Here is a 23,129-nt window from a genome sequence, read left to right on the forward strand (position 1 = left end):
GGCCGATATGGCGGGCGAAGCAGAGCCGCGGATCACGGCGGTCGTCGAGACGGCGCTCTACGTGGACGATCTAGACCGGGCGCGCAGGTTCTACGAGAAAGTGCTGGGGCTCGAGGCTCAGGTAAGCGACCAGCGCTTCGCGGCCTATCCGCTCGGACCGGCGAGCGTCTTGCTGCTCTTCAAACGAGGCGAGACGCTGACGACCGTGACGCTTCCCGGCGGCACCATCCCGCCGCACGACGGGCAGGGGCCGCTCCACGTGGGCCTTGGTGTGCCTGCTGAACACATGGCGGCCTGGGAAGCGCGGCTCGCGACTCACGGCGTCGCCATCGAAGGGCGGACGGAATGGCCGCGCGGCGGGCGCAGCATCTATTTCCGCGACCCGGACGGGCATCTCGTCGAACTGCTCACGCCCGGCGTCTGGACGGTCTACTGAGGCGCCTCGCCGCCATCCCGTCGAAGCAGGATGGGCGGTAGGCATGACGCCGGATGAGACCGGCGACGGGCGCCGTGCCCTCGACGTTGTGCCGCCCAATGACTATCTTTGGTGGGAATCTCGACCTCAGGGCCTTGAACCCTGCAAGGAGGAGCCGGAATGGGTGCAATTCGCTCCCTCAAGATCATGAGCATGAGCGACGCGGCCGCCGAGCGCGTCAAGGCGATCATCGCCAACGCCGACAGGCCGATCGTCGGCGTGCGCGTCGGCGTCAAGAACGGCGGCTGCGCCGGCATGGAATACACGATGGAATATGCCGAGGCGATCAAGCCCGGTGATGAGGTGATCGAGGACAAGGGCGTCACCATCCTTGTCGATCCCAAGGCCGTCCTGTTCCTGCTCGGCACGCAGATGGACTACAAGGTCGACAAGCTGTCGGCTCAGTTCGTCTTCAACAATCCAAACCAGACCTCGGCCTGCGGATGCGGCGAATCCGTCGCCATCACCCCCGCGCGGCCGGAGCAGCTCGCTGGCGCCTGATTGCGCGCCGCGGACGACATCGCCGAACTCTTCGCGCCTTTCCGCCCGGTCTGCATCAGGCGCATGTTCGGCGGTCTCGGCATCTATGCCGAAGGGAAGATGTTCGCGCTCGCGGTGGACGGCGAGGTCTATCTCAAGACGGACGCCGCCTTTGCTGAGGCCCTCAGGCATCTCGGCTCGCGGCCGTTCGCCTATGCGCGCAAGGACGGCCGGGTAGTGACCCTGTCCTACTGGCTGCTGCCGGACGCCGCCTATGACGAGCCGGACATGCTGGCGGATCTCTCCGCCCGTGCCTTGGGCATCGCCGGAGCGCAGCCTTAGCGTCGCGCTCCTGCATCGTACGCTCAGTCGCCCGCCTCGACGACCTCGGCCTTCTTGCTGCGCGGCTTCCTCGCAGCCGGCTTGCCGGCAGGCGCTTCCGCGTCCTTGGACGCAGGCTTCTTGGCGGCAGGCTTTCTCGAAGCTGTCTTCTTCGCGTCCGTGGCCCCAGCCGCTGGTGCCTTCCTGGACGCCGTTTTGCCGGCAGGCGCGGCTTCGCTGGCCGCCTCTCCATCCGCAGCCTTGCGGGCGGCGGCCTTCTTCGGCTTGGCCGCCTCGGCCGGAGCCGCGGCGTCGGCCTTCTTCCGACGGGACGTTGTGGACGATCGCGCCGGAGCTTCGGCCGTCACCGCTTCAGCGGCGCCCGTGCGGGACGACTTTCGGCCGGCCGCCTTGGAAGGCGCGGGAGGCGCGGCTTCGGCTTCAGCTGCAGGCTCCGTCGTGGTCTTGCGGGCGCGCTTCTTCGGCGCCGGCTGCTCGTCCGCGACGTCCGGGCTCGCCGCAGCCTTGCGCGGCGCACGCTTGCGGGTCTTGCCAGCCGGATCAGCTTCCGTCGCCGGCTCCTCCTTCGCCGTGCGACGCGAGGCGGCCTTGCGCGGGACAGGGGCTTCCTCGGGCTGCACGACCTCCGTCACGGGCGGCGCCAGCTCTTCGGCCTTACCGGGGGCTTCCGGCGTAGCGGAGGCCGGAACCTCGACCGGCTGCGCAGCCTCCGCCGCGGCGGGCCTGTCTTGCCTGCGGCCACGACGCCGGCGGCCCGACGTGCGCTCAGCCCTGGCTTCCGACACGGTCTCGACCGGCACCGCGGTCTCCTCGACCACCGGGGCAGCCGTGCCTTCGTCGTCGCTGCTGACCGAGATGACGACCGGCCGCAGGATGAAGCTCGGCACGTGCTCGCCGAAGCCGACGATCGTCTCGTCGTCCCTGTCGGCATAGCGCCGCTGTTGGTGCTGCCGATCGCCCCGCCGCTCTTCGGGACGCTGCGAGGGGCGTCCGTCCGGCGTGATCGGCGCGTGCTGCTGCGGAGCCTCGGCGGCTCGGCCGCGCTCGCCGCGTCCACGCCCCCTGTCACGGTCACGCTCGCGATCCCGGCTGCCGCGTCTGCCGCGGTGGCGGTCGCCATCCTCCGGCGCATGGCCGACCGAGGCGATGAATTCGCTGAGGGTCGGCCCCTCCCAGGCAACAGTTTGGCCCGTCAGGGTTTCGATGGCGGCAAGGGCCTTCTCGTCGCCGGGGGCGACGATCGTGGTCGCATAGCCGGTGCGGCCGGCGCGGCCCGTGCGGCCGATGCGGTGCACGTAATCCTCGGCGTGATGGGGCACGTCGAAATTGAAGACGTGGCTCACGGCCGGAATGTCGAGACCGCGCGCCGCGACGTCGCTCGCAACGAGCAGCTTGGTGCTGCCGTTACGGAAGCTGTCGAGCGCCTGCATGCGCGAGCGCTGGTCCATGTCGCCGTGCAGGGCGACGACGCTGAAACCGTGCCGCTCCAGCGAGCGCAGGACGATGGCCACGTCACGCTTGCGGTTGCAGAAGATGATCGCGTTCTGCAATTCGTCGCCGGCGCCGCGGATCAGCCGCCGCAGCGTCTCGCGCTTGTGGTGCGGCTCGCTGCCGGAGGCGACGAGGCGCTGGGTGATGGTCGCGGCCGTCGAGGCCGCGCGAGCCACTTCCACCTTCACGGGATTGTGCAGGAAGGTGTCCGTCAGGCGCTGGATCTCCGGCGGCATGGTGGCCGAGAAGAACAGGGTCTGGCGCGTGAAGGGGACGAGGCGGCAGATGCGCTCGATGTCCGGGATGAAGCCCATGTCGAGCATGCGGTCGGCCTCGTCGATGACGAGGATCTCGATGCCGGTGAGCAGCAGCTTGCCGCGCTCGAAATGGTCGAGCAGTCGTCCGGGCGTGGCGATCAGCACATCGACGCCCCGGGTGATCTTGGCGTCCTGATCGCCGAAGGAGACGCCGCCGATCAGCAGCGCCACCGACAGCTTGTGGTTGGTGCCGTACTTCTCGAAGCTCTCTTCCACCTGCGCCGCAAGCTCGCGCGTCGGCTCGAGGATGAGCGTGCGCGGCATGCGCGCCCGGGCCCGACCATGCTCCAGCAGCGTCAGCATCGGCAGCGTGAAAGCCGCCGTCTTGCCGGTGCCGGTCTGGGCGATGCCGAGGACGTCCCGGCGCTGCAACACATGCGGGATCGCTTTCGCCTGGATGGGAGTCGGCGTGTTGTAGCCTGCGGCCGCGACGGCTTGTTGAACCTTCTCGCTCAGGCCAAGATCAGAAAATGACATCGACGTCCGTGATTATGCGTCTGCGGATGGGGTTTAAGGCCAAGGGAGACCTCGTGACGCGTACGGCGCGTCAGTCGCCGCTCACTGCCCGCTACGCTTGCGCGGACCATAAGAGGATCACGGGCAAAGTCAATGTCGCAAAGGCCGGTTGTCGAACGATTGCATAGCATTGGCGGTGAGCCGCTGGTGCTTGTGCCTGGGCTCAACTGTACGGGGACGCTCTTCGCCCCGCAAATACGCGCTCTCTCCGGGAAACGCACCGTCACGGTGGCGGAAAACCGGCTCGACGACACGCTCGAAGGCATGGCACGACGCCTCCTCGCCGCAGCGCCGGAGCGCTTCGCCCTCGGCGGTCTGTCCATGGGCGGCTATGTGGCGCTTGCAGTCATGCGCCTGGCGCCTGAGCGCGTGACGCGGCTTGCATTGCTCGACACGACGGCGCGGCCGGACACCGAGGAAGCGAGCGCCAACCGTCGGCGCCTCATCGCGCTCGCGGAGCAGGGGCGCTTCGAGGAGGTGCATCCCGTGCTCTGGCAGCGCCTCGTCGCGCGGAGGCGGCTCGCGGACAAGCTTCTCGAAGGGGAGGTGCGGCGCATGATGGTCGAGACGGGCGCACAGGCCTTCATCCGCCAGCAGCGCGCCATCATGGCGCGGCCCGACGCGCGGCCCGACCTGCCGCTGATCACCGTACCGACGCTCGTTCTCGTCGGGGAGGAGGATGAGATCACGCCGCCATCGGTCGCAGAAGAGATGGCGACGGCCATCCCCGCGTCGTCGCTCGTCGTCGTGCCCGGCTGCGGTCATCTCTCGACGATGGAGCGGCCGGATGCGGTCAATGCGGCCCTCGCCGCCTGGCTGCAGCGCAACTGATCTTCCAGGGGTCAGATATCGAGTTCGCGCGCGAAAGCAGCGCGCTCCTGGATGAAGGCGAAGCGCGCCTCAGGCTTGTTGCCCATGAGCCGGTCGACTGTGTCCGTCGTGTCGCCTTTGGCCTCGGCCAGCACGACGACCTTGTAGAGGAGGCGCTTGGCCGGAGCCATGGTCGTCTCCTTGAGCTGCGCCGGCAGCATCTCGCCGAGGCCCTTGAAGCGCCCGATCTCGACCTTTTTGCCCCTGAACACGCTGTCCATCAGCTCCTGGCGATGGGCATCATCGCGGGCATAGACCGTCTTGCCGCCGTGCGTCAGCCGATAGAGGGGCGGCACGGCAAGATAGAGGTGGCCGTTGTCGATCAGCCGCGGCATCTGCTGCCAGAAGAAAGTGATGAGCAGCGATGCGATGTGGGCGCCGTCGACGTCGGCGTCCGTCATGATGATGATCTTTTCGTAGCGCAGGTCGTCGTCGCGGTAGTGCGAGCCGGTACCGCAGCCGAGCGCTTGCACGAGATCAGTGAGTTGCTGGTTCTGTGCCAGCTTTTCGCGGCCGGCCGAGGCGACGTTGAGGATCTTTCCGCGCAGCGGCAGGACGGCCTGGGTGGCGCGGTCGCGCGCCTGCTTGGCGCTGCCACCGGCCGAGTCGCCCTCGACGATGAAGAGCTCGGAGCCCGCCGCGCCGGCATTGGTGCAATCCGCGAGCTTGCCGGGCAGGCGTAGCTTGCGCGTCGCGGTCTTGCGCGCCACCTCCTTCTCGGCGCGGCGGCGCAGGCGCTCCTCGGCACGTTCGATGGTCCAGTCGAGAAGGCGTGAGGCCTGCTGGGGCGCTGCCGCCAGCCAGTGGTCGAAGGCATCGCGCACAGCGCCCTCGACGATGCGCGATGCTTCCAGCGTCGCCAGCTTGTCTTTCGTCTGGCCCTGGAATTCCGGCTCGCGGATAAAGACCGAGAGCATGCCGGCGCAGGTTGCCATCACGTCGTCGGTGGTAACCTGGCTGGCGCGCTTGGCCTGGCCGACACGCTCGGCATGGTCGCGCAGGCCGCGCAGCAGGGCCATGCGCAGGCCCGACTCATGCGTGCCCCCCTCAGGCGTGGGGATGGTGTTGCAGTAGGAAGATACGAAGCCGTCGTCGCGTGACAGCCACGCCACCGCCCATTCGAGCGAGCCGTGCCCGCCCGGCTTGTCGACGCGGCCGGAGAAGATCTGGTCGCAGACAAGTTCGCTGCCGTCGATCTCGCGGGCGAGATAGTCCTTGAGGCCGCCGGGAAACTTGAAGGTCGCTTCGCTCGGCACGCCTTCCTGCTTCTCGGCGAGGGAGGGGGCGCAGCGCCAGCGGATCTCCACGCCGCCGAAGAGATAGGCCTTGGAGCGCGCCATCTTGAACAGGCGGCGCGGATTGAACGTCGCGCCTTCCTTGAAGATGGCCGCATCGGGCTTGAAGCGCACCGTGGTGCCGCGCCGGTTCTGCACCCGCCCGACGGTCTCCAGCGGCCCCATGGCGACGCCGCGCGCATAGACCTGGCGATAGAGCATCTGGCTGCGCGCCACCTCCACCTCGAGCCGCTCGGCCAGCGCGTTGACCACGGAGACGCCGACACCATGCAGGCCGCCGGAGGTTTCGTAGACCTTGGAGTCGAACTTGCCGCCTGCGTGCAGCGTCGTGAGGATGACCTCAAGCGCCGACTTCTCGGGGAACTTCGGGTGCGGATCGATGGGGATGCCGCGACCGTTGTCCGTCACGCGCAGGAAGCCGCTCTCCTCGAGCTCGACCTCGATGAAGGTCGCATGGCCGGCCACGGCCTCGTCCATTGCATTGTCGATAACCTCCGCGAAGAGGTGATGCAGTGCCTTCTCGTCCGTGCCGCCGATGTACATGCCGGGGCGCCGACGCACCGGCTCCAGCCCCTCGAGCACCTCGATGGAGGCGGCGGTGTAGCCGGCCTCGGTGGGCGTGCCGTTGGCACGGCCGGGCGAGGGCGCCTCGTCCACCGGGAGCTTCGCGGACGGGCGTGACTTGCGGGCCGCCACTGCGTTGCCGCCACCGCCGAACAGATCGCCCGAATCCGTCATTGCCGCCGTCCAAACCCTCGTGGAAAACCGATTCGCCCCGCCGGCAGTATCGCATGGCTGCCGCAGGGACGGGAACGGATCGGAAACACCACGTCGGCAGGGGCGCGGTCAAGGTTGTTTTTCCCAGACCGGCGCCAATCCCGCGGGGCCAGCTAGCCTGCGGCGGGATTCGCCGCCTCGCCGGCCGTGAAGACCACATAGGCGAAGAGCGCCATGGAAAACAGGGTCGCAAAGGACGCCAGGATCGCGACCGGCTCACCCCAGGGCAGCCCTAGGGCGATGCTGGGAAGGCCGACTGCGAACAGGATGAGCCCGCCGGTCGCCAACCCGTAATGGATCTTCGCCAGGCGGGTCGAAGCCGTTCCCAGCAGCGCGTAGAACAACCCGAACAGGAAGAGTGAGACCCAGCCGACGAGATTGATGTGCGCGTGCACGGTGCGGAAGGTGTGGTCGTGCGACGCGCCCATGAAGATGCCGAGGCTGAGGCCGGCCAGGCCGGCGACGACGGCGGTACGCAGGAACAGGCGCCCGACGGCTCGCGTCGGGGTCGTGGATGTGGTGCCGGCGATCATGGCTGTTGTCCCCTCGGTGCTGCCCGGTGACAGAATGACGCGCCGGCGGCCGTTTGGCCATGGGCGCGGGGGCGAGCGCCTTCAGGAAGCGTTAACCATGATGATCTCTCATGGCGACAGTCGGAGGGTGCCATGATCGCTGCCGCACTGCTCAAGGAGATGCACGAGGCCCACCTTGTCCGGGCCGCCGAGGCTGCCGGCCGCGCCTTCGGGCGCTGCTGCGACAGTGACGAGCCCTGGCTGCTCGCGCCGGACCCCGTCCCCGTCGTCTGGGGCCGGATCGTGGCTCCCGAGCCACGGCCGGAACCATTGAAGCATTCCGCCGTCCGCAGGCGCCCGGCTTCCAGGGCAGCCTGAAGCCATCCGCCGGCTTCGGCCGGACCGTTCAGCGCGCGGCGAGCCAGACGGTGTGGCCGCTGCAGAATGGGTCGTCCACCTCATGGTCGAGCACCCGGAAGCCGGCAGCGGCGAGGCGGGCCTCGTATTCCGCGCCGTCGAGGCTGGCGTGGTAGAGCGGCTCGCCCTCGAAGGTGCCGAGAACCTCGCCGCGCGCCGGGCCGCTCGTGAACATCAGCGCCGTGCCCTTGCGCGCATGCGCCGTGAAGACGCCGAACATGGCGCGCTTGTCGTCCGGCTGCAGGTGAAAGAAACGGTCACAGGCGAGAATGCCGCCGAATGTCCTGCCGAGGGCGAGGCAGCGCATGTCGGCGACGAGCCATTGCTGCGCAGGGAAGCGCGTGCGGCAGCGCCCGATGAGGCTCGGCGCGGAATCGACGCCGGTGACGGCGCAGCCGCTCGCCGCGGGATAGCAGGCCAGCGGCTCGCCCGCGCCGCAGCCGAGGTCGAGCACGCTCCGCTCCCCGCCGACGGCGGCGAGGCAGTGGTCGAGCCAGCCGCGCTCGAGGAGGCTGCGGCCGCGCGAGCGGTCGAAGGGGTGGGCATGGCGCTCGTAGAGGCTTGCGACAGCTTCGCCAGCATCGTCCATGCCGCCATCTTCCACGCCGCCCGCGGGCGGCAAGGCCGCGCCGGCGCGCCTTGCATGGATCGACCGACCCGGATGCGCCCTTGGCCCTTGTCAACGGCGGCCTCTGCCGTCAGAAGAATGCAGTCGGCGAGGATGGGTGGCCGAGTGGTTTAAGGCAGCGGTCTTGAAAACCGCCGTGCGGGCAACCGTACCGTGGGTTCGAATCCCACCCCATCCGCCATTATGCATTGATTTTATTGTCATTTTTCGGTTTTATGAAAATCCGGCTCACGGGCAACTATCAGGAACTCGGGCGGTAGGCTCCGGGCTTTATGCCCACGCTTGGCGGCGCGCACGGGCCTGACGATCACGCGGACGTGAACGGCCAGCGAGGCTCGCGGCGGACTCCTGAAAGCCTGCATCACCGAAAGTGCGGGCTGAACGAGATAGCGGATGCGGCGATTCACCGCCCAACTTCGCTACATGATCGGCTTTCCCGGCCCTGCGGCGCTGGGAAACTGCCAACCCATATGCGTCACGGTGTCGATGACGCTGCGAATCAATCCTACGACATGCCCCTGAACCTGCCTCAAACATGCAAGGTCAATTGCTGCATCAACTTTCTTTCGTTTGATTAATAGCGACATGGACGCGCCGTTTACATCCGACATTCGCCATGAGACATGAGACATGAGACATGAGACATGATAAAGCACGCTACGAATTAACGGTTAACTTCTTAATGTTTTCGCTCGGCTCGTCTATGTTTTCGGTTTGCAGTATCCGGGGCTTATCGCGCGGCCCTTCCATAGTATTAAGCCAAATTCAAAATCTGATCCGTCAAGGATCGCTCAAGCTGCAGCAGCGAAGCTTTATAGGCCGTGTCGATTTCTTCGACGCCCTATTGTCGGGTTGCCGTAAACGCAAATATTTTTCCCCAATATTTCTTCCAGAAAGCTGAATATGGTGATGGAGCGGCCAATCTATTCCCAAAACTGCGGCGAATGCCTATGTGTAGGGAACATGGGTGGCAAGTTATCCGGATCAATAATTGCGCTTCACTTCGGCGTGGTTCATCCCAAGAACTTCCGTATCGTTCATCTTATCTTCCCTGAAACATGGTACCTAAAAAAACGCCAGCTTTTCTGGCTGGCGGGCAAGGAATGGCGTGCCCGATCGCGGGCAGGACCGGGCCGTAGACAGGGCGCCGCCTTTTCCCGGGCTGCGCGCTGGCCTACCCGCCGAACCTCTCGATCACCTCGTCAAGCGGCATGTGGCCGAGGAGGGCGCCCGTGCCGGATGAGGCTTCGCCATTCTCCAGCTTCGTGGCGTGGATGACGGCGGGATCGCCTTCCAGCCGCTCGCGCAGGGCGGACAGCTTCGGCCAGCGTCCGCGGTCGGCGACTTTGTGGAAGTCGAGCCAGCGGGCGACGCCGACGAGGACGGCGTCCGCGAGGCTCGGCCGCTCACCGACGAGGAACGGGCCTTGCCCGATCATGCCTTCCAGCTTGTCGTGGCGCTCGATGACGGCGCGGCGGCCGAAGTCGCGCAGCGCCGTCTGCACGGCGGGGTCGGGATCTTCCATCTCGAGGGCGGCCCACAGCGGCGAGAAGGCGCCGGTAAAACCCGTGTTCACGAAGGCCATCAGCTGGTGCATCCGGTCCGCCTCACGCGACAGGGGGGCGAAGCTGATGCGCCGGTCGCTATCCCGCGCCTCGAGCCAGGCGGCGATGGCCATGGTCTCCGTCAGCAACTCACCCTTGTCCGTGATGAAGACCGGGGTCTCATGGCGCGGATTGAGCCGGGCGTACGACGGCTCGCGCATGTCGCCGAGCATGTCCACCCGGCACAGCCGGTAGGGCTTGCCCAGCCATTCGAGCGCCGCGACAAGTCCCATGGAGCTTCCCGAGGGGAAGCCGTAAAGTAGGATCGGCTCCAAGATCGATCTCCCGTGATTTCTCGTGATCACGCTGCGCAGCGAGCCCGGACCCTACTCGACCGGAGAGCCGTGTAAATTACGCACTTTTTTGCAACCACGAGGCGCCGATGAAGGATCTTGTCTCCCGTTGCCCCATCGAGGAGGTGATGCAGGTGCTCAGCGGGCGCTGGCCGACCCTCCTGATCTACTACCTGAAGGATGGCACGAAGCGTTTCAGCGACCTGCGCCGGGACAACCCCACGATCTCGCACAAGATGCTGTCGTTCGAACTGCGCAAGCTCGAGGCGGCCGGCATCGTCAAGCGCACGGAGTTCGACGGCTATCCCCTGCGCGTCGAATATGACCTCACGCCCGCGGGGGAGAGGCTCGTGCCGCTGATCGATGCCCTCGGCGACTGGTGGGAAGCTGCCGCCGGCGCCGGCACGGAACCGGGCGCATCGAAAACCCGGAGCGTCGGCATGCTGCAAGGAGGGTAACGGCGGGCATCGCGCCCGACAATGCGCCGCCCACGTCCCTGACTTTGACAACGCCAGATTATGTTGATATCAACTGATTTATTGGTACGCTGCGGGCCGGATGGTCAGCGCTGCCACGAAGGAGGACATCGCGATGCCTTATGTGGAAGGATTCGTTGCGGCCGTGCCGGCCGAGAACAAGGAAATCTACCGCAAACATGCCGCGGAGGCGGCGGTGCTGTTCAAGGAGCTCGGCGCCACCCGTGTCGTCGAATGCTGGGGCGACGACGTGCCGGAGGGCAAGGTCACCGATTTCCGCCGGGCCGTGCAGGCCAAGGACAACGAGGTCGTGGTCTTCAGCTGGGTGGAATATCCCACGCGGGCGGCGCGCGATGCCGCCAATGAGAAGATCATGACGGATCCGCGCATGCGCGCCATGGGCGAGCAGATGCCTTTCGACGGCAAGCGTATGATCTTTGGCGGCTTTGAGGGGATCCTCGACAGCTAGCAGCTCATCTCCGGCCGCTCCTGCCTCCAAGTTCTGCCGGACGGAGCGGTCCGGAGCCGGCCTTGCATTCCGCCGGCAAGTCTCCCAATCTCGCCTCGTTCACGCCTCTTGCGTCCCGTGCGCCGATCGTCTGAGCCGATGGCGGGCCGGGCGCGCCTTCTCGAGAACAACGGCGATCGGGAGAAAATGCCCATGCTGAGCAATGATTTCGAGGTGATCGACCCGCGCTTCTTGCGCCTCGTCTTCGGCAATGTCCATCTCGAAAAGCTCTATACAGGATGCCGCTGGGCCGAGGGGCCGGCCTATTTCCCGGCGGGGCGCTATCTCATCTGGTCGGATATTCCCAACAACCGCATCATGCGCTGGGACGAGACGGACGGGTCCGTCTCCGTCTTCCGCCAACCGGCCCGAAACACCAACGGCCATACGGTGGACAGGGAAGGGCGCCTCGTTTCCTGCGAGCATCAGGGACGCTGCATCTCGCGCACCGAGCCGGACGGCTCCGTGCGGATCCTGGTCGACCGTTTCGAGGGCAAGCGGCTCAACTCGCCGAACGATGTGGTCGTGAAATCGGACGGCACGATCTGGTTCACGGACCCGACCTACGGCATCGATTCCGACTACGAGGGCGATGCGGCACCATCCGAGATCGGCGCATCATACGTCTATCGCTTCGATCCGGCGGACGGCACGATCGCTGCCGTGGCAACAGATTTCGTAAAGCCCAACGGCATCGCCTTCTCGCCGGATGAGCAGTTGCTCTATGTGGTCGACACCGGCGCGACCCACGTCGACGACGGTCCGCGTCACATCCGCCGCTTCAACGTTGGCGCGGGTGGGAGGCTCAGCGGCGGAGAGATCTTCGCCACCTGTAGCCACGGCCTCTTCGACGGCCTGCGCATCGACGTGCACGGCAATGTATGGACGAGCGCCGGCGACGGCGTCCATTGCTTTGACCCCGACGGCTCGCTTATCGGCAAGATCCGGGTACCGGAGGTGGTGGCCAATGTCTGCTTCGGCGGTCCTAAGCGTAACCGCCTCTTCATCTGCGGAACGACGTCGCTCTACGCGGTCTACCTCAACACGAGGGGCGCTTCCCGGCCCGGCGAGTCGCACGCGTTCTGACGCCAGGACCTGACGCATCATGACCTTTCACGCTCTCAATCCGCAGCGTCTCGAAGGGCGCACGGCCATCGTGACAGGCGGCGCGCGGGGCATTGGCCTCGCCGTCGCGCGCCGCTTCGCCGCCGAGGGAGCGACGGTCGCCGTCAACGACCTGGCGGATGCCGACGCGATGGCAGCAGCGCTGGCGGCGGTGCGGACCGCTGCGACGGATGCCGGGCACGGCGAGCGGCCGCATCTGGCACTCGCAGCGGACGTATCCCTGCCGCGCGCGGTCGACGCGATGGTCGAGGAGGCGGTCTCCGCCTGGGGGCATGTCGACATCCTCGTCAACAATGCCGGCATCCAGGCGCCGACGCCGGGGGACGCCTTCGAGGATGAACGGCTCGCGCGCATCCTCGCGGTCAACCTCGTCGGCGCGGCCAATTGCGCCCGCGCCGTGGCGCGTCATCTCCTCGCGCGCAAGGCTCCCGGCGCGATCATCAACACGACGAGCGTGCACGAGATCATCCCCAAGCCCGGCTATCTCGCCTATTCCATCAGCAAGGGCGGGCTCGCCAACCTGACGCGGACGCTGGCGCTGGAGTTCGCTGCCCGGGGGATCCGCGTCAATGCCGTCGGACCGGGCGCCACGGCGACCGAGCTGAACAGGGGCTGGGTCGAGGATCCGGCGTCGCGAGCGGCGGTCGAAAGTCACATCCCCATGGGTTTCGCCGCTGATGCCGATGATATGGCGCCCGTCTTCGCCTTTCTCGCCTCGGAGGAGGCCCGCTACATCACGGGCCAGACGATCTTTGCCTGCGGCGGCCTGACCCTTTATGCCGATTTCCAGCACAACTGGGCGTCGTAGCAGGTCGCAGAAGAATAAAATTGAATCGATCCTGAGGCGCCGCGCAGTGCACGCGGGCGTTGCGAGGAAGCTGTCTTTCGGATGCGGTATTTTCGTGAGGCAAGAGCGGCGCGAATCTGTTATGAATATTGCACGTGATGAGGCCTTCGTCTGGCTGGCTGCTTCGGCAACGGGCCGATGTAGTCTTCTTCCACGCGGTCTTGGCAGGCTCCTCCCGAAGCCTTGAGCCCGGCAGTCAGGTACTGCCGGGCTTCTCTTGTGAAACCTTGCGGCATCAAGACCGTTGCGTCGGCGCCCTTTCCGTGCCAATCGAGGCCCCGGATTTTGGCTGGAGCCGTTTCAGGGTGGCGAAGGCCCGGCCCGCGATCCGAGAATACGATCATTATCAAGGACATGATGCGTCGTCCGCGGCTCTCGTCGCGATGCCGGCGCTCAAGCGGTGGCGACAGGCATGGGCGAGCACGCTCCCAAGATCAGTTTCGTTTCCCTCGGCTGCCCGAAGGCGCTCGTCGATTCCGAGCGCATCGTCACGCGCCTCAGGGCCGAGGGCTATGAACTGACGAAGACGCACGAGGGCGCGGATGTCGTCATCGTCAACACCTGCGGTTTCCTCGATTCGGCCAAAGCGGAATCGCTCGGCGCCATCGGCGAGGCCATGGCCAAGAACGGCAAGGTCATCGTCACGGGCTGCATGGGCGCCGAGCCGGGCCAGATCCGCGATCAGTTCCCCGATGTCCTCGCCATCACCGGGCCGCAGCAATATGAGACCGTGGTCGATGCGGTGCACAAGGCTGTGCCGCCGGCGCATGATCCGTTTATCGATCTCGTCCCCGAGCAGGGCATCAAGTTCACGCCGCGCCACTACGCCTATCTGAAGATCTCCGAAGGCTGCAACAACCGCTGCACCTTCTGCATCATCCCGAAGCTGCGCGGCGACCTCGTCAGCCGTCCGGCCGCGGATGTGCTGCGGGAAGCCGAGCGCCTGGTGAAGGCCGGCGTGAAGGAACTGCTCGTCATTTCGCAGGACACGAGCGCCTATGGCCTCGATCTCAAATATGCGCCGAGCACCCATGGCGGCAGAGAGGTGAGGGCGCGTTTCCTCGACCTTTCGGCGGCCCTCGGCGAACTCGGCGTCTGGGTGCGACTGCACTATGTCTATCCCTATCCGCATGTCGACGAGGTCGTCGGCCTCATGGCGGAAGGCAAAGTGCTCCCCTACCTCGACATTCCTTTCCAGCACGCCGCCCCGGCGGTGCTGCGAAACATGCGCCGTCCGGCGCATCAGGAGAAGACGCTCGACCGTATCCGCCGCTGGCGCGAGGAGTGCCCGGACCTTGCCATCCGCTCGACCTTCATCGTCGGCTTCCCGGGCGAGACGGACGAGGATTTCGACTTCCTGCTCGAATGGCTGCAGGAGGCCAAGCTCGACCGGGTCGGCTGCTTCCGCTACGAGCCGGTGACGGGGGCGCCCGCCAACGAGATCGCCGCGCCGGTGCCGGACGAGGTCAAGGAAGAGCGTTGGCACCGCTTCATGCAGGCCCAGGCCAAGGTCAGCGCCCAGCGCCTGAAGGGCCGCATCGGCCGGCGCATTCCCGTCATCATCGACGAGGCGGGACCAACGGTCGCCAAGGGGCGCTCCAAGTGGGATGCGCCGGAGATCGACGGCAATGTCTACGTCGCCTCGCGCCGTCCGCTGCGCGTCGGCGACATCGTCACTGTGAAGGTCGAGCGCTCGGACGCCTACGACCTGCACGGCACCGCGGTCTGAGCCTTCTCACCACATCGATTGTCTGGCCCGCTCCGGCCAGGCCTTGTCGTATTCATCACCGCCGACACGGTCCTGCGACAGGGCGGCGAGGATGGCGCCCGGCGTTGGCAGCGCGTCCGGCGCCACGTGCCTGGACGGATCCCACAGGCCGGCGCGGATGATGGCGCGGGCGCACTGGAAATAGACCTCGCGCACCTCGATGACGACGACCGTCCGCGGCTGCTTTCCTTCGACGGCGAAGGAAGCGCGCAGAGTTTCGTCCACTGTCAGCCGGGCATGGCCATTGACGCGCAGCGTGTTGCCGGCACCGGGAATGAGGAAGAGCAGGGCCACGCGCGGGTCGCGCACGATGTTGCGCAGGGAATCGATGCGGTTGTTGCCGTGCCGGTCCGGCAGCATGAGGGTGCGCGGATCGTGGAGGCGCACGAAGCCGCGGCCGTCGCCGCGCGGCGAACAATCGAGCCCCTCCGGACCGACCGTCGCAAGGGCGACAAAGGGCGATGCCTCGATGAAGGCGGCATAATGGGGCGTGACATAATCGGTCACTTTGACGGTCGACGTCTCGCCGGGCTGTCCATAGATGGCCTCGAGTTCGGCGATGGTCACGATGGTCTTCATGAGGTCTCCCGGTTCGCCGATGCCCAAGACGGATGACGAGGCTATAGTCGATCAGACAGTCGCTACACGACAGCTTTACTGCTGAACGACGCGGCCGGCACGACACCCTGCAACGCACGACACGACGACAATGGGGCAGAGGCGCCGCAATTTCGTCGCATTCCGAAGGCTCGTTTCGCCTTCGGAATGTGGGTTGCACTTTCGCATTGCAAGCTTGCTTTGTCGGATGTGAGGCCTTAACGCTCCATTCATCGGATTACAGCGACACTTCGGTGGTGTTCAAGTCCAAGGTCCGGCGCATCGGTCGCGCCCTTCCGACGGCAGCGTGCGGCCACCGACAGGCAAGAACGGAACGAGCCGATGCAGCAGATGGATCGTGCGACAACTGAGCTTGGCGCCACCAAAGCGAACGTTTCCCCGTCCATCTCATCGGCATTTTCCAGATCCGAAAGCTTCGACACGGGGCGGTCGCCCCTCCGCTTCGCGCTGCAGAGCGCTGGCATCGTGGTCTTGGCGCTCGGCCTCGCCAACTGCAGCAGCGCGACGCAGAAGGTGAGCTCTGCCAAGATCGACCCGAAATACGGCGTCGCCCCCAGTCCGCGTGTCGTCGCCGACGGCAAGCCGGTCCCCAAGGGCGGTGGACGTGATCACACCGGCAAGCCCTACCAGGTGGCCGGCAAGACCTATGTCCCGAAGCTTAACGAGAAATACACGGCCACCGGCACGGCCTCCTGGTACGGCGCCGACTTCCACGGTCGTCTGACAGCGAATGGCGAGGTGTTCGACAAACACTCGATCGCCGCCGCCCATCCCACGCTGCCTCTGCCGAGCTACGTGCGCGTCACCAACCTTGCAAACAACCGATCGATGGTGGTGCGCGTCAACGATCGCGGCCCGTTCCACGGCGGCCGCATCATCGACGTCTCGCGCAGCGTCGCCGATGCGCTCGATTTCCGCCGCGCGGGCACGGCCCAGGTGAAGGTCGAATATGTCGGCCGCGCCTCGTTGCGCGGCAGCGATGACCGCAAGCTGCTCGCCACGCTGCAGATCGATGGCCGTCCGGCCGGCGGCGGTGCGCCGGTGGCGCCTGTCGCAGCACCGGTCATGGTCGCCTCGGCCGAGCCGGTCCAGCCGGCGCCCGCAGCCGCCGCGCCCAGCATGGCTTATGCGTCTCCCGCCGCCGCGCAGGCGCCGGTCGCGACCGCCGCGGCGAGCGCCATCCCGATGCCGGTGCCGCGTCCCGATTTCGGGCAGCAGGGCGTTGCGATGGCCGCCGCGGCTCCCACTCCCGCGGCGCCCGCGCCGGCGGTTCACCTCCAGCGGGCGGAGGTCGCCACCATCGACGACCTGCTCGACCTCAACACCATTCCGAACGCCGGCGTGCCGGTGGCGGTGGCCGTGCCGCCCGCCGGCAAGCCCGTCGTCGCCAGCCTCTTCTACGCGGCGCCGCAGAACGCCAACGCCCGCTTCGAGGCGGAGACGCCGTTCGCGCTCGTCAAGGAGCAGCGCTTCGTCTCGTTCCGCAAGGGAACGGCGGCCAACTGAGGGCAGCTCCGCCGCATACGTTGATTTTGCGGCGCCGGCATCGCACATTCCCCCTCCATATGGGGGAGCGATGTCGGTTTTGTTGTCCGTATCGGGTTTCGGCCGGAGCATCGGCCGGCGTCTGATTGCCGTTTTCCTGGCGCTCGCGTGCCTTGCCGCCGCAGGAACCGCCGCGGCGCAGACTTTCCAGACCTCGGCCGATTTCGCCATCCTGATGGATGCGCGCACGCGCGGCATCCTGTTCGCCAAGGCGCCCGATGCGCCAATGGTCCCGGCCAGCCTCGTCAAGGTCATGACCGCGGCCGTCGTCTTCGAGGAGATCAAGGCCGGCCGCCTGTCGCTCGAGGACACGTTCGCCGTCTCCGAGAACGCCTGGCGGCGGGGCGGGGCGCCGTCCGGCGGCTCGACGATGTTCGCCATCGTCAACAGCCGCGTTCCCATCGCCGACCTCCTGCGCGGGCTCATCGTCCATTCCGGCAACGATGCAGCCATCGCGCTGGCGGAGGGCATCGCCGGCACCGAGGAGAACTTCGCCCGCCTCATGAACGAGCGGGCGAAGGCGATCGGGCTGCGGAACAGCACCTTCCGCAACGCAACCGGCTATGCCGACCCCGAGCAGCGGACGACGGCGCGCGATCTCGCCGAGCTCTCGCTCTACCTCGTCGAGAATTTTCCGGATCTGTACGCGATATTCGGCGAGCGGGAATTCACCTGGAACAAGATCCGCCAGCAGAACCGCAATCCGCTCCTCGCCATGGATATTGGGGCCGACGGATTGAAGACGGGCAATCTCGCGGAATCGGGCTACGGGCTGGTCGGTTCGGCGGTGCGCGACGGCCAGCGGCTCGTCGTCGTGCTCAACGGCCTGCCCAACGCGCGCGAGCGGGGCAACGAGGGCCGCAAGCTGCTCGACTGGGGCTTCAACAATTTCGAGACGCGCGAGCTCTTCAAGTCCGGCGAGGTGATCGACCAAGCGCAGGTCTATGGCGGCGCGAGAGGGCGCGTCCCGCTCCTCGCCCGGGAAGCGGTGCGCGTGCTGGTGCCGCGCGGCACGAGCGACCGCCTCGACGTGAAGGTCGTCTACCGCGGCCCGCTGCGGGCGCCGGTCGCCGCGGGCATGGAGGTCGGCCACCTGCGCGTCACGCGCGACGATGTCGACGCGCTCGTCGTCCCGCTATACACAGGCGAGGCGGTGGAGTCGGGCAGCCTGTCGCAGCGCGCCTTCGATGCGCTGTTCGAACTCAGCACCGGCGCCATTCGCGATGCGCTGAGCAAGCTATTGTAAGAGGCCGTCTTGCCGGGAGAAACGCGGTCGCCGGGCCGGTTCATCACGTTCGAAGGCGGCGAGGGCGCGGGCAAGTCCACCCAGGTGGAGCGCCTGCGCAGCCGCCTGTCGCAACACGGCCTCGACACCATCGCGACGCGCGAGCCGGGCGGCGCGCCGCGTGCCGAGCGCATCCGCAGCTTCCTGCTCGCGGGCAAGGCCAAGGCGCTCGGACCGGCGGCCGAGGCCATCCTCTTCTCGGCCGCCCGCAACGACCACCTCGAGACGACGATCCGCCCGGCGCTGGCGCGCGGGCAATGGGTGCTGTGCGACCGCTTCTGCGATTCGACCCGCGCCTATCAGGGGGCGCTGGGCGATCTCGATCCGGCCTTTCTCACCCGCCTCGAGGAGGTCGTCGTCGGCCCCACGCGGCCGGACCTGACGTTCATCCTCGACCTTCCGCCGGAGCTGGGCCTGGCGCGGGCGGATGCGCGCCGGCAGGCGCGAAGCGAGGCGACCGACCGCTTCGAGGCGGAGGATATCGGCTTTCACCGGGCACTTCGCGCCGCCTTCCTGGCGATCGCCGAGGAGGAGCCGGCGCGCTGCGTCGTCATCGACGCGAGCCGCGGCGCCGATGCCGTCGCGGCCGACATCTGGTCGCATGTGGAGGCCCGGCTTCTCGGGGCAACGATCGGGGAGGCGGATGATGGCGCGTGAACCGGCGTCCACGCAGCAAGAAGGCGTCGAGCCGGACCGCTACGGCCTCACGCCGCACCCGCGCGAGCGTTTCGACCTCGTCGGCCATGGCGAGGCCGAGCGCGCCTTCCTCGATGCCTGGCGGGCCGGCCGCCTGCATCATGCCTGGCTCATCGGCGGGCCGCGCGGCATCGGAAAGGCGACCTTCGCCTACAGGGTGGCGCGCTTCCTGCTCGCGAATCCCGACCCCGCCGCGGCGCCTGCGGTGCGGGACCTCGCCGTCGCGCCGGACCATCCGGTGGCGCGCAAGGTGGCGGCCTTGTCGCATCCCGACCTCGTCGTCCTGCGGCGCACGCCGGGCACCGACAAGAAGGGCCCGTCGAGCGTCATCGCCATCGATTCCGTGCGGCGCGCCCTTGCCGTCTTCGGCTCCACCGCGGGCGCGGGTGGCTACCGCATCTGCATCGTCGACAGCGCCGAGGACCTCAATGTCGCGAGCGCCAACGCGCTCCTGAAGGTCGTCGAGGAGCCGCCGCCGCGCTCCATCTTCCTCATCGTCTCGCACAGCCCGGGCCGCGTCATGGCCACGATCCGCTCGCGCTGCCGCAAGCTGACGCTGGGAGAGCTCGCGCCGGACGAGATCGAGACGGTCGTGGAGGGGCTCGGTGCGCCCTGGGATGCGATCGAGCCCGGCCTCAGGGCGCGCGCGGCCGCCCTGGCGCAGGGCTCGGTGCAAGGCGCGCTCGAACTCCTCGACGAGGAGCGCATCGCCCTTGTCGAGCGGGTGCGGGCGATGCTCGCCCGCCTGCCGGCGCTCGACATGCGCGAGGTGCTCGGCCTTGCCGAGCTCTGCGCAGGCAGGGACGGCGAGGAGGCCTTCGCGGCCCTGATGGCGACCATCGACATGTTCGTCACGCAGACCATTCATGCCCGGGCGGCTGAAGGCGCGGCTCGCCTTGCGCCCTTGGTCGAGGTGTGGGAGAAGAGCCGCGGTGCGGCGCGCGAAGCGCAGGTGCTCAATCTCGACCGCCGCCCCCTGGTTCTGTCGATATTCAACGACCTGGCAGGCGCCCTCCGCCACGGCGAAGCCGCCTGAGCCAGCGATATTCGGACACGGTTGGGCATGGGCCATCCCGAGACCTTCTACATCACGACCGCCATCTCCTATCCGAATGGCGCGCCGCACATCGGCCACGCCTACGAGGCGGTGGCGGCCGACGCCATCGCCCGCTTCAAGCGGCTCGACGGATACGACGTCTTCTTCATGACCGGCGTCGACGAGCACGGCCTGAAGATGACGCAGACGGCGGCGAAGGAAGGCATCGGCCCGCGCGAACTATCCGACCGCAACACGGCGCTCTTCGAGAAGATGTGCGATGCGCTCGCCGTGGCGCGCGATCGCTTCATCCGCACGACCGAGCCCGCCCATTACGCCGCCTCGCAGGCGCTGTGGAAGCGCATGGCGGACGCCGGCGACATCTATCTCGACACCTACGCGGGCTGGTACTCGGTCCGCGACGAGGCCTTCTACGACGAGAGCGAGACCACGCTGAACGCCGACGGCGTGCGCCTCGGCCCGCAAGGCACGCCGGTGGAATGGACGGAGGAGAAGACCTACTTCTTCCGCCTCTCGGCCTATCAGGACCGGCTCCTCGCGCTCTACGAGAGCAATCCCGACTTCATCGGCCCGGAAGGCCGGCGAAACGAGGTGATGAGCTTCGTCAGGGGCGGGCTGCAGGACCTCTCGATCTCGCGCACCACACTGACCTGGGGCGTGCCGGTGCCGGACGCGCCCGGCCACGTCATGTATGTGTGGGTCGACGCGCTCACCAACTACATCACCGGGCTCGGCTATCCCGACACCGAGGGCTCGCCGCGCTGGCGCTACTGGCCGGCGGACGTGCACATCATCGGCAAGGATATCGTGCGCTTCCACGCCGTCTACTGGCCGGCCTTCCTGATGTCGGCTGGGCTGCAGGTGCCGAAGCGCGTCTTCGGCCACGGCTTCCTGTTCAACCGCGGCGAGAAGATGTCGAAGTCGGTCGGCAATGTCATCGACCCCTTCGCGCTCGCCGGCACCTACGGCGTCGACCAACTGCGCTACTTCTTCCTGCGCGAGGTGCCCTTCGGCCAGGACGGCAACTACAGCCACGAGGCCATCGTCAACCGCATCAACGCGGACCTCGCCAACGACCTCGGCAATCTCGCGCAGCGCTCCTTGTCGATGATCGCCAAGAACTGCGAGGGCAGGGTGCCCGAACCCGGCGCCTTCACTGCCGCAGACGAAGCGCTGCTCGGCGCGGCGGACGGACTTCTCGCCAAGGCGCGGGCGGCGATGCAGAACTATGCCCTGCATACCGTGCTCGCCGACGTCTGGGCGGTGGTGAGCGAGGCGAACCGCTATTTCGCCGGCCAGGAGCCCTGGGCCCTGCGCAAGAGCGATCCCGCCCGCATGGCGACCGTGCTCTACGTGACGGCGGAGGTGCTGCGCAACGTCGCCATCCTCGCGCAGCCCGTCACGCCGACCGCCGCCGCGCGCCTGCTCGATCTTCTCGCCGTCGATGAAGATCGGCGCCGGTTCGATGCGCTCGGTCCTGCCGGGCGCCTCGCCGCTGGCACCGTGCTGCCGGCACCGGCGCCTGTTTTCCCACGTTTCGTGGAGGAGGAGCTGCAGGAGACCAAGGCCTGATGCTGGTCGACAGTCACTGCCATCTCGACTTCCCCGATTTCGCCAGCGAGCTCGATGCCGTGGTGGCGCGTGCTCGGGCGGCCGGCGTCGGCCATCTCGTCACCATCTCGACGCGCGTCAGGCAGTTTCCGACCTATGCGGCGATCACGGAGCGATTTTCCGGCGTCTCCTGCACAGTCGGCACCCATCCGCACAATGCTGGCGAGGAGCCTGACGTCACGGCCGCCGAGCTCGTCGCGCTGTCGCGCCACCCGCGCTGCATCGCCATCGGCGAGGCGGGGCTCGACTATCATTACGACCGCAGCCCGCGGGACGTGCAGCAGGCGGTGTTCCGCACCCATATCGCCGCGGCGCGGGAGACGGGCCTGCCGCTCGTCATCCATGCGCGTGCCGCCGACGAGGACATGATCGCCATTCTCCGTGACGAGATGGGGAAGGGCGCATTCCAGGCCATCCTGCACTGCTTCTCGTCCGGGCCGGAGCTTGCCCGCGTCGGCGTCGAGCTCGGGCTCCATGTCTCCTTCTCCGGCATCCTGACCTTCAAGGGCTCGCAGGAGCTGCGCGACATCGCGGCGCGCGTGCCGCGCGAGCGGCTGCTCGTCGAGACGGATGCGCCCTATCTCGCCCCCGTTCCCAATCGCGGCAAGCGCAACGAGCCCGCCTTCGTTGTGCATACGGCCAAAGTGCTGGCGGAGGTGCACGGCGTGACGGCGGCCGAGATGGCCGCGATCACCACCGACAACTTCCGGCGCCTCTTCACCAAAGCCGATCTCGGCCAGGGGGCCGGGGAAAGCGCCGCATGACGCTGACCGTGACCATTCTCGGTTGCGGATCATCCGGCGGGGTGCCACGCGTCGGCATGGGATGGGGAGCCTGCGACCCTGCCGAGCCGCGCAACAGGCGCCGCCGCTGCTCGATTCTGGTCGAGAAGCGGCGCGAAGCGAGGGACGCGGCGACGACGGTGCTCGTCGACACCTCACCCGACCTGCGCGAGCAACTGCTCGACAGCGACGTGCGCCACCTCGATGCCGTCCTCTTCACGCACGAGCACGCCGACCATACCCACGGCATCGACGACCTGCGGCCGCTCGTCCTGACGATGCGCCGCTGCATCGACGTCTATCTCGACGAGCGCACCAGCGCGCAGGTGCGCACCCGGTTCGGCTATTGCTTCATCACGCCGCCCGGCAGCGACTATCCGCCCATCCTCGTCGAGCATCGCCTCACAAGCGGGCGCGAGGTGCACATCAACGGGCCGGGCGGCACGCTCGCTGCCTTGCCCTTTCGCATGGTACACGGGAATATCGACGCGCTCGGCTTCCGCTTCGGCGGGCTCGCCTATGCGAGCGACGTCAGCGCCATGCCGGAGGAGGCGAAGGCGCTGCTGCGCGGCCTCGACGTGCTGATCATCGACGCGCTGCGCTACACGCCGCACCCGAGCCATTTCAGCCTCGCGGAGGCGCTGGCGCTGATCGACGAGGTGGCGCCGCGGCGTGCCGTGCTGACCAACCTGCACACCGATCTCGACTACGCCACCCTGAGCCGGCAAGTGCCGGCCCACGTCGAGCCGGCCTATGACGGCATGACGATTACGGTTTCTGATTAAATTCGATCC

At 67.3% G+C, this 23,129-nt stretch carries 22 protein-coding genes, 1 tRNA gene and 1 pseudogene; 18 read left to right on the forward strand and 6 right to left on the reverse strand.

Features of this window, described 5'->3' with window-relative positions; genetic code table 11:
• Positions 1-7: 7 nt before the first annotated feature.
• The 3 genes from P2T65_RS08710 (at position 8) to P2T65_RS08720 (ending at position 1,297) form a co-directional block, all read left to right on the forward strand.
• Entirely contained in the window at positions 8-436 is a 429-nt protein-coding gene (locus P2T65_RS08710; protein WP_063186471.1) for a VOC family protein, read from the forward strand.
• A 159-nt stretch (positions 437-595) separates the two neighbouring features.
• Positions 596-976 carry an iron-sulfur cluster assembly accessory protein gene (locus P2T65_RS08715; protein WP_186437973.1) on the forward strand — a complete coding sequence of 127 codons (381 nt, stop codon included), beginning with the start codon at positions 596-598 and terminating at the stop codon, positions 974-976.
• A complete protein-coding gene (locus tag P2T65_RS08720) occupies positions 977-1,297 on the forward strand; it encodes a TfoX/Sxy family protein (RefSeq protein ID WP_071923821.1) in 321 nt (106 codons plus the stop codon). It abuts the gene before it with no gap.
• Between the two features lie 860 nt (positions 1,298-2,157).
• Here the strand turns inward: P2T65_RS08720 and P2T65_RS08725 are convergent.
• Positions 2,158-3,582 (reverse strand): annotated as a pseudogene (locus P2T65_RS08725) (DEAD/DEAH box helicase); the annotation flags it as partial.
• A gap of 132 nt (positions 3,583-3,714) precedes the next feature.
• Here P2T65_RS08725 and P2T65_RS08730 point away from each other — a divergent pair.
• On the forward strand, positions 3,715-4,452 hold the full coding sequence (locus tag P2T65_RS08730) for an alpha/beta fold hydrolase (protein WP_055458199.1): 738 nt from the start codon (positions 3,715-3,717) through the stop codon (positions 4,450-4,452).
• A gap of 11 nt (positions 4,453-4,463) precedes the next feature.
• On the opposite strand, the gene parE is transcribed toward P2T65_RS08730, so the two are convergent.
• Both parE and P2T65_RS08740 read right to left on the reverse strand, forming a co-directional pair.
• Positions 4,464-6,524, reverse strand: coding sequence for a DNA topoisomerase IV subunit B (gene parE / locus P2T65_RS08735; protein ID WP_055458198.1), 2,061 nt, complete (start codon positions 6,522-6,524; stop codon positions 4,464-4,466).
• Positions 6,525-6,676: 152 nt separating this feature from the next.
• Positions 6,677-7,096, reverse strand: a complete 420-nt coding sequence (locus P2T65_RS08740) for a hypothetical protein (RefSeq protein WP_063186483.1) — start codon at positions 7,094-7,096, stop codon at positions 6,677-6,679.
• 132 nt (positions 7,097-7,228) lie between these two features.
• Here P2T65_RS08740 and P2T65_RS08745 point away from each other — a divergent pair, with 132 nt between their 5' ends.
• Positions 7,229-7,453 carry a hypothetical protein gene (locus P2T65_RS08745; protein ID WP_055458196.1) on the forward strand — a complete coding sequence of 75 codons (225 nt, stop codon included), beginning with the start codon at positions 7,229-7,231 and terminating at the stop codon, positions 7,451-7,453.
• Between the two features lie 28 nt (positions 7,454-7,481).
• Here P2T65_RS08745 and P2T65_RS08750 read toward each other — a convergent pair whose 3' ends face one another.
• Positions 7,482-8,081, reverse strand: coding sequence for a class I SAM-dependent methyltransferase (locus tag P2T65_RS08750; protein WP_276199597.1), 600 nt, complete (start codon positions 8,079-8,081; stop codon positions 7,482-7,484).
• Positions 8,082-8,211: 130 nt separating this feature from the next.
• Between P2T65_RS08750 and P2T65_RS08755 the strand changes: the two genes are divergently transcribed.
• Positions 8,212-8,301, forward strand: a tRNA-Ser gene (locus P2T65_RS08755).
• Between the two features lie 993 nt (positions 8,302-9,294).
• Here P2T65_RS08755 and P2T65_RS08760 read toward each other — a convergent pair.
• Complete coding sequence (locus P2T65_RS08760; protein ID WP_276199598.1) at positions 9,295-9,999, reverse strand: glutathione S-transferase family protein; 705 nt, start codon at positions 9,997-9,999, stop codon at positions 9,295-9,297.
• A gap of 107 nt (positions 10,000-10,106) precedes the next feature.
• Here P2T65_RS08760 and P2T65_RS08765 point away from each other — a divergent pair, with 107 nt between their 5' ends.
• The 5 genes from P2T65_RS08765 to rimO all read left to right on the forward strand — a co-directional run bounded on the left by P2T65_RS08765 (position 10,107) and on the right by rimO (position 14,702).
• Positions 10,107-10,475, forward strand: a complete 369-nt coding sequence (locus P2T65_RS08765; RefSeq protein ID WP_055458193.1) for a helix-turn-helix domain-containing protein — start codon at positions 10,107-10,109, stop codon at positions 10,473-10,475.
• Between the two features lie 133 nt (positions 10,476-10,608).
• Positions 10,609-10,962 (forward strand): DUF1428 family protein, encoded by a 354-nt coding sequence (locus P2T65_RS08770; protein ID WP_063185286.1) that lies wholly within the window; start codon positions 10,609-10,611, stop codon positions 10,960-10,962.
• Positions 10,963-11,154: 192 nt separating this feature from the next.
• Positions 11,155-12,087, forward strand: coding sequence for an SMP-30/gluconolactonase/LRE family protein (locus P2T65_RS08775; RefSeq protein WP_055458479.1), 933 nt, complete (start codon positions 11,155-11,157; stop codon positions 12,085-12,087).
• A gap of 19 nt (positions 12,088-12,106) precedes the next feature.
• Positions 12,107-12,934, forward strand: a complete 828-nt coding sequence (locus P2T65_RS08780; protein ID WP_071923824.1) for a glucose 1-dehydrogenase — start codon at positions 12,107-12,109, stop codon at positions 12,932-12,934.
• Between the two features lie 451 nt (positions 12,935-13,385).
• Positions 13,386-14,702: a 30S ribosomal protein S12 methylthiotransferase RimO gene (gene rimO / locus P2T65_RS08785; protein WP_276199599.1), complete on the forward strand. Its 1,317-nt coding sequence runs from the start codon at positions 13,386-13,388 to the stop codon at positions 14,700-14,702.
• A gap of 6 nt (positions 14,703-14,708) precedes the next feature.
• Here rimO and P2T65_RS08790 read toward each other — a convergent pair whose 3' ends face one another.
• On the reverse strand, positions 14,709-15,320 hold the full coding sequence (locus P2T65_RS08790) for a pyridoxamine 5'-phosphate oxidase family protein (protein WP_055458190.1): 612 nt from the start codon (positions 15,318-15,320) through the stop codon (positions 14,709-14,711).
• A gap of 504 nt (positions 15,321-15,824) precedes the next feature.
• Here P2T65_RS08790 and P2T65_RS08795 point away from each other — a divergent pair.
• The 7 genes from P2T65_RS08795 (at position 15,825) to P2T65_RS08825 (ending at position 23,120) form a co-directional block, all read left to right on the forward strand.
• Positions 15,825-16,865 carry a septal ring lytic transglycosylase RlpA family protein gene (locus P2T65_RS08795; RefSeq protein ID WP_276199600.1) on the forward strand — a complete coding sequence of 347 codons (1,041 nt, stop codon included), beginning with the start codon at positions 15,825-15,827 and terminating at the stop codon, positions 16,863-16,865.
• A 79-nt stretch (positions 16,866-16,944) separates the two neighbouring features.
• Positions 16,945-18,150 carry a D-alanyl-D-alanine carboxypeptidase family protein gene (locus P2T65_RS08800; protein ID WP_276199638.1) on the forward strand — a complete coding sequence of 402 codons (1,206 nt, stop codon included), beginning with the start codon at positions 16,945-16,947 and terminating at the stop codon, positions 18,148-18,150.
• Positions 18,151-18,159: 9 nt separating this feature from the next.
• Positions 18,160-18,846: a dTMP kinase gene (gene tmk / locus P2T65_RS08805; protein WP_276199601.1), complete on the forward strand. Its 687-nt coding sequence runs from the start codon at positions 18,160-18,162 to the stop codon at positions 18,844-18,846.
• Complete coding sequence (locus P2T65_RS08810; protein WP_276199602.1) at positions 18,836-19,921, forward strand: DNA polymerase III subunit delta'; 1,086 nt, start codon at positions 18,836-18,838, stop codon at positions 19,919-19,921. The genes tmk and P2T65_RS08810 overlap by 11 nt, the downstream gene beginning before the upstream one ends.
• A 27-nt stretch (positions 19,922-19,948) precedes the next feature.
• Positions 19,949-21,514 carry a methionine--tRNA ligase gene (gene metG / locus P2T65_RS08815; RefSeq protein WP_276199603.1) on the forward strand — a complete coding sequence of 522 codons (1,566 nt, stop codon included), beginning with the start codon at positions 19,949-19,951 and terminating at the stop codon, positions 21,512-21,514.
• On the forward strand, positions 21,514-22,317 hold the full coding sequence (locus tag P2T65_RS08820) for a TatD family hydrolase (protein WP_276199604.1): 804 nt from the start codon (positions 21,514-21,516) through the stop codon (positions 22,315-22,317). Before metG ends, P2T65_RS08820 begins: the two co-directional genes overlap by 1 nt.
• The gene (locus P2T65_RS08825; protein WP_071923830.1) at positions 22,314-23,120 is read left to right on the forward strand and encodes an MBL fold metallo-hydrolase; all 807 of its coding nucleotides are present in this window, start codon (positions 22,314-22,316) and stop codon (positions 23,118-23,120) included. The genes P2T65_RS08820 and P2T65_RS08825 overlap by 4 nt, the downstream gene beginning before the upstream one ends.
• Positions 23,121-23,129 lie beyond the last annotated feature (9 nt).

Origin of the sequence: Chelatococcus sp. XZ-Ab1, from assembly GCF_029309855.1 — a bacterium.
Lineage (GTDB): Bacteria > Pseudomonadota > Alphaproteobacteria > Rhizobiales > Beijerinckiaceae > Chelatococcus_A > Chelatococcus_A sambhunathii.

What these genes read in the sequence shown, in the direction of transcription:
- P2T65_RS08775 (WP_055458479.1), top strand. Translation starts at nt 11,155, where the DNA reads ATGCTGAGCAATGATTTCGAGGTGATCGACCCGCGCTTCTTGCGCCTC.
- P2T65_RS08730 (WP_055458199.1), top strand. Translation starts at nt 3,715, where the DNA reads ATGTCGCAAAGGCCGGTTGTCGAACGATTGCATAGCATTGGCGGTGAG.
- P2T65_RS08780 (WP_071923824.1), top strand. Translation starts at nt 12,107, where the DNA reads ATGACCTTTCACGCTCTCAATCCGCAGCGTCTCGAAGGGCGCACGGCC.
- P2T65_RS08715 (WP_186437973.1), top strand. Translation starts at nt 596, where the DNA reads ATGGGTGCAATTCGCTCCCTCAAGATCATGAGCATGAGCGACGCGGCC.
- metG (WP_276199603.1), top strand. Translation starts at nt 19,949, where the DNA reads ATGGGCCATCCCGAGACCTTCTACATCACGACCGCCATCTCCTATCCG.
- P2T65_RS08825 (WP_071923830.1), top strand. Translation starts at nt 22,314, where the DNA reads ATGACGCTGACCGTGACCATTCTCGGTTGCGGATCATCCGGCGGGGTG.
- P2T65_RS08790 (WP_055458190.1), bottom strand. Translation starts at nt 15,320, where the DNA reads ATGAAGACCATCGTGACCATCGCCGAACTCGAGGCCATCTATGGACAG.
- parE (WP_055458198.1), bottom strand. Translation starts at nt 6,524, where the DNA reads ATGACGGATTCGGGCGATCTGTTCGGCGGTGGCGGCAACGCAGTGGCG.
- P2T65_RS08740 (WP_063186483.1), bottom strand. Translation starts at nt 7,096, where the DNA reads ATGATCGCCGGCACCACATCCACGACCCCGACGCGAGCCGTCGGGCGC.
- P2T65_RS08820 (WP_276199604.1), top strand. Translation starts at nt 21,514, where the DNA reads ATGCTGGTCGACAGTCACTGCCATCTCGACTTCCCCGATTTCGCCAGC.
- P2T65_RS08710 (WP_063186471.1), top strand. Translation starts at nt 8, where the DNA reads ATGGCGGGCGAAGCAGAGCCGCGGATCACGGCGGTCGTCGAGACGGCG.
- rimO (WP_276199599.1), top strand. Translation starts at nt 13,386, where the DNA reads ATGGGCGAGCACGCTCCCAAGATCAGTTTCGTTTCCCTCGGCTGCCCG.
- P2T65_RS08770 (WP_063185286.1), top strand. Translation starts at nt 10,609, where the DNA reads ATGCCTTATGTGGAAGGATTCGTTGCGGCCGTGCCGGCCGAGAACAAG.
- P2T65_RS08765 (WP_055458193.1), top strand. Translation starts at nt 10,107, where the DNA reads ATGAAGGATCTTGTCTCCCGTTGCCCCATCGAGGAGGTGATGCAGGTG.
- P2T65_RS08810 (WP_276199602.1), top strand. Translation starts at nt 18,836, where the DNA reads ATGGCGCGTGAACCGGCGTCCACGCAGCAAGAAGGCGTCGAGCCGGAC.
- P2T65_RS08745 (WP_055458196.1), top strand. Translation starts at nt 7,229, where the DNA reads ATGATCGCTGCCGCACTGCTCAAGGAGATGCACGAGGCCCACCTTGTC.
- P2T65_RS08750 (WP_276199597.1), bottom strand. Translation starts at nt 8,081, where the DNA reads ATGGACGATGCTGGCGAAGCTGTCGCAAGCCTCTACGAGCGCCATGCC.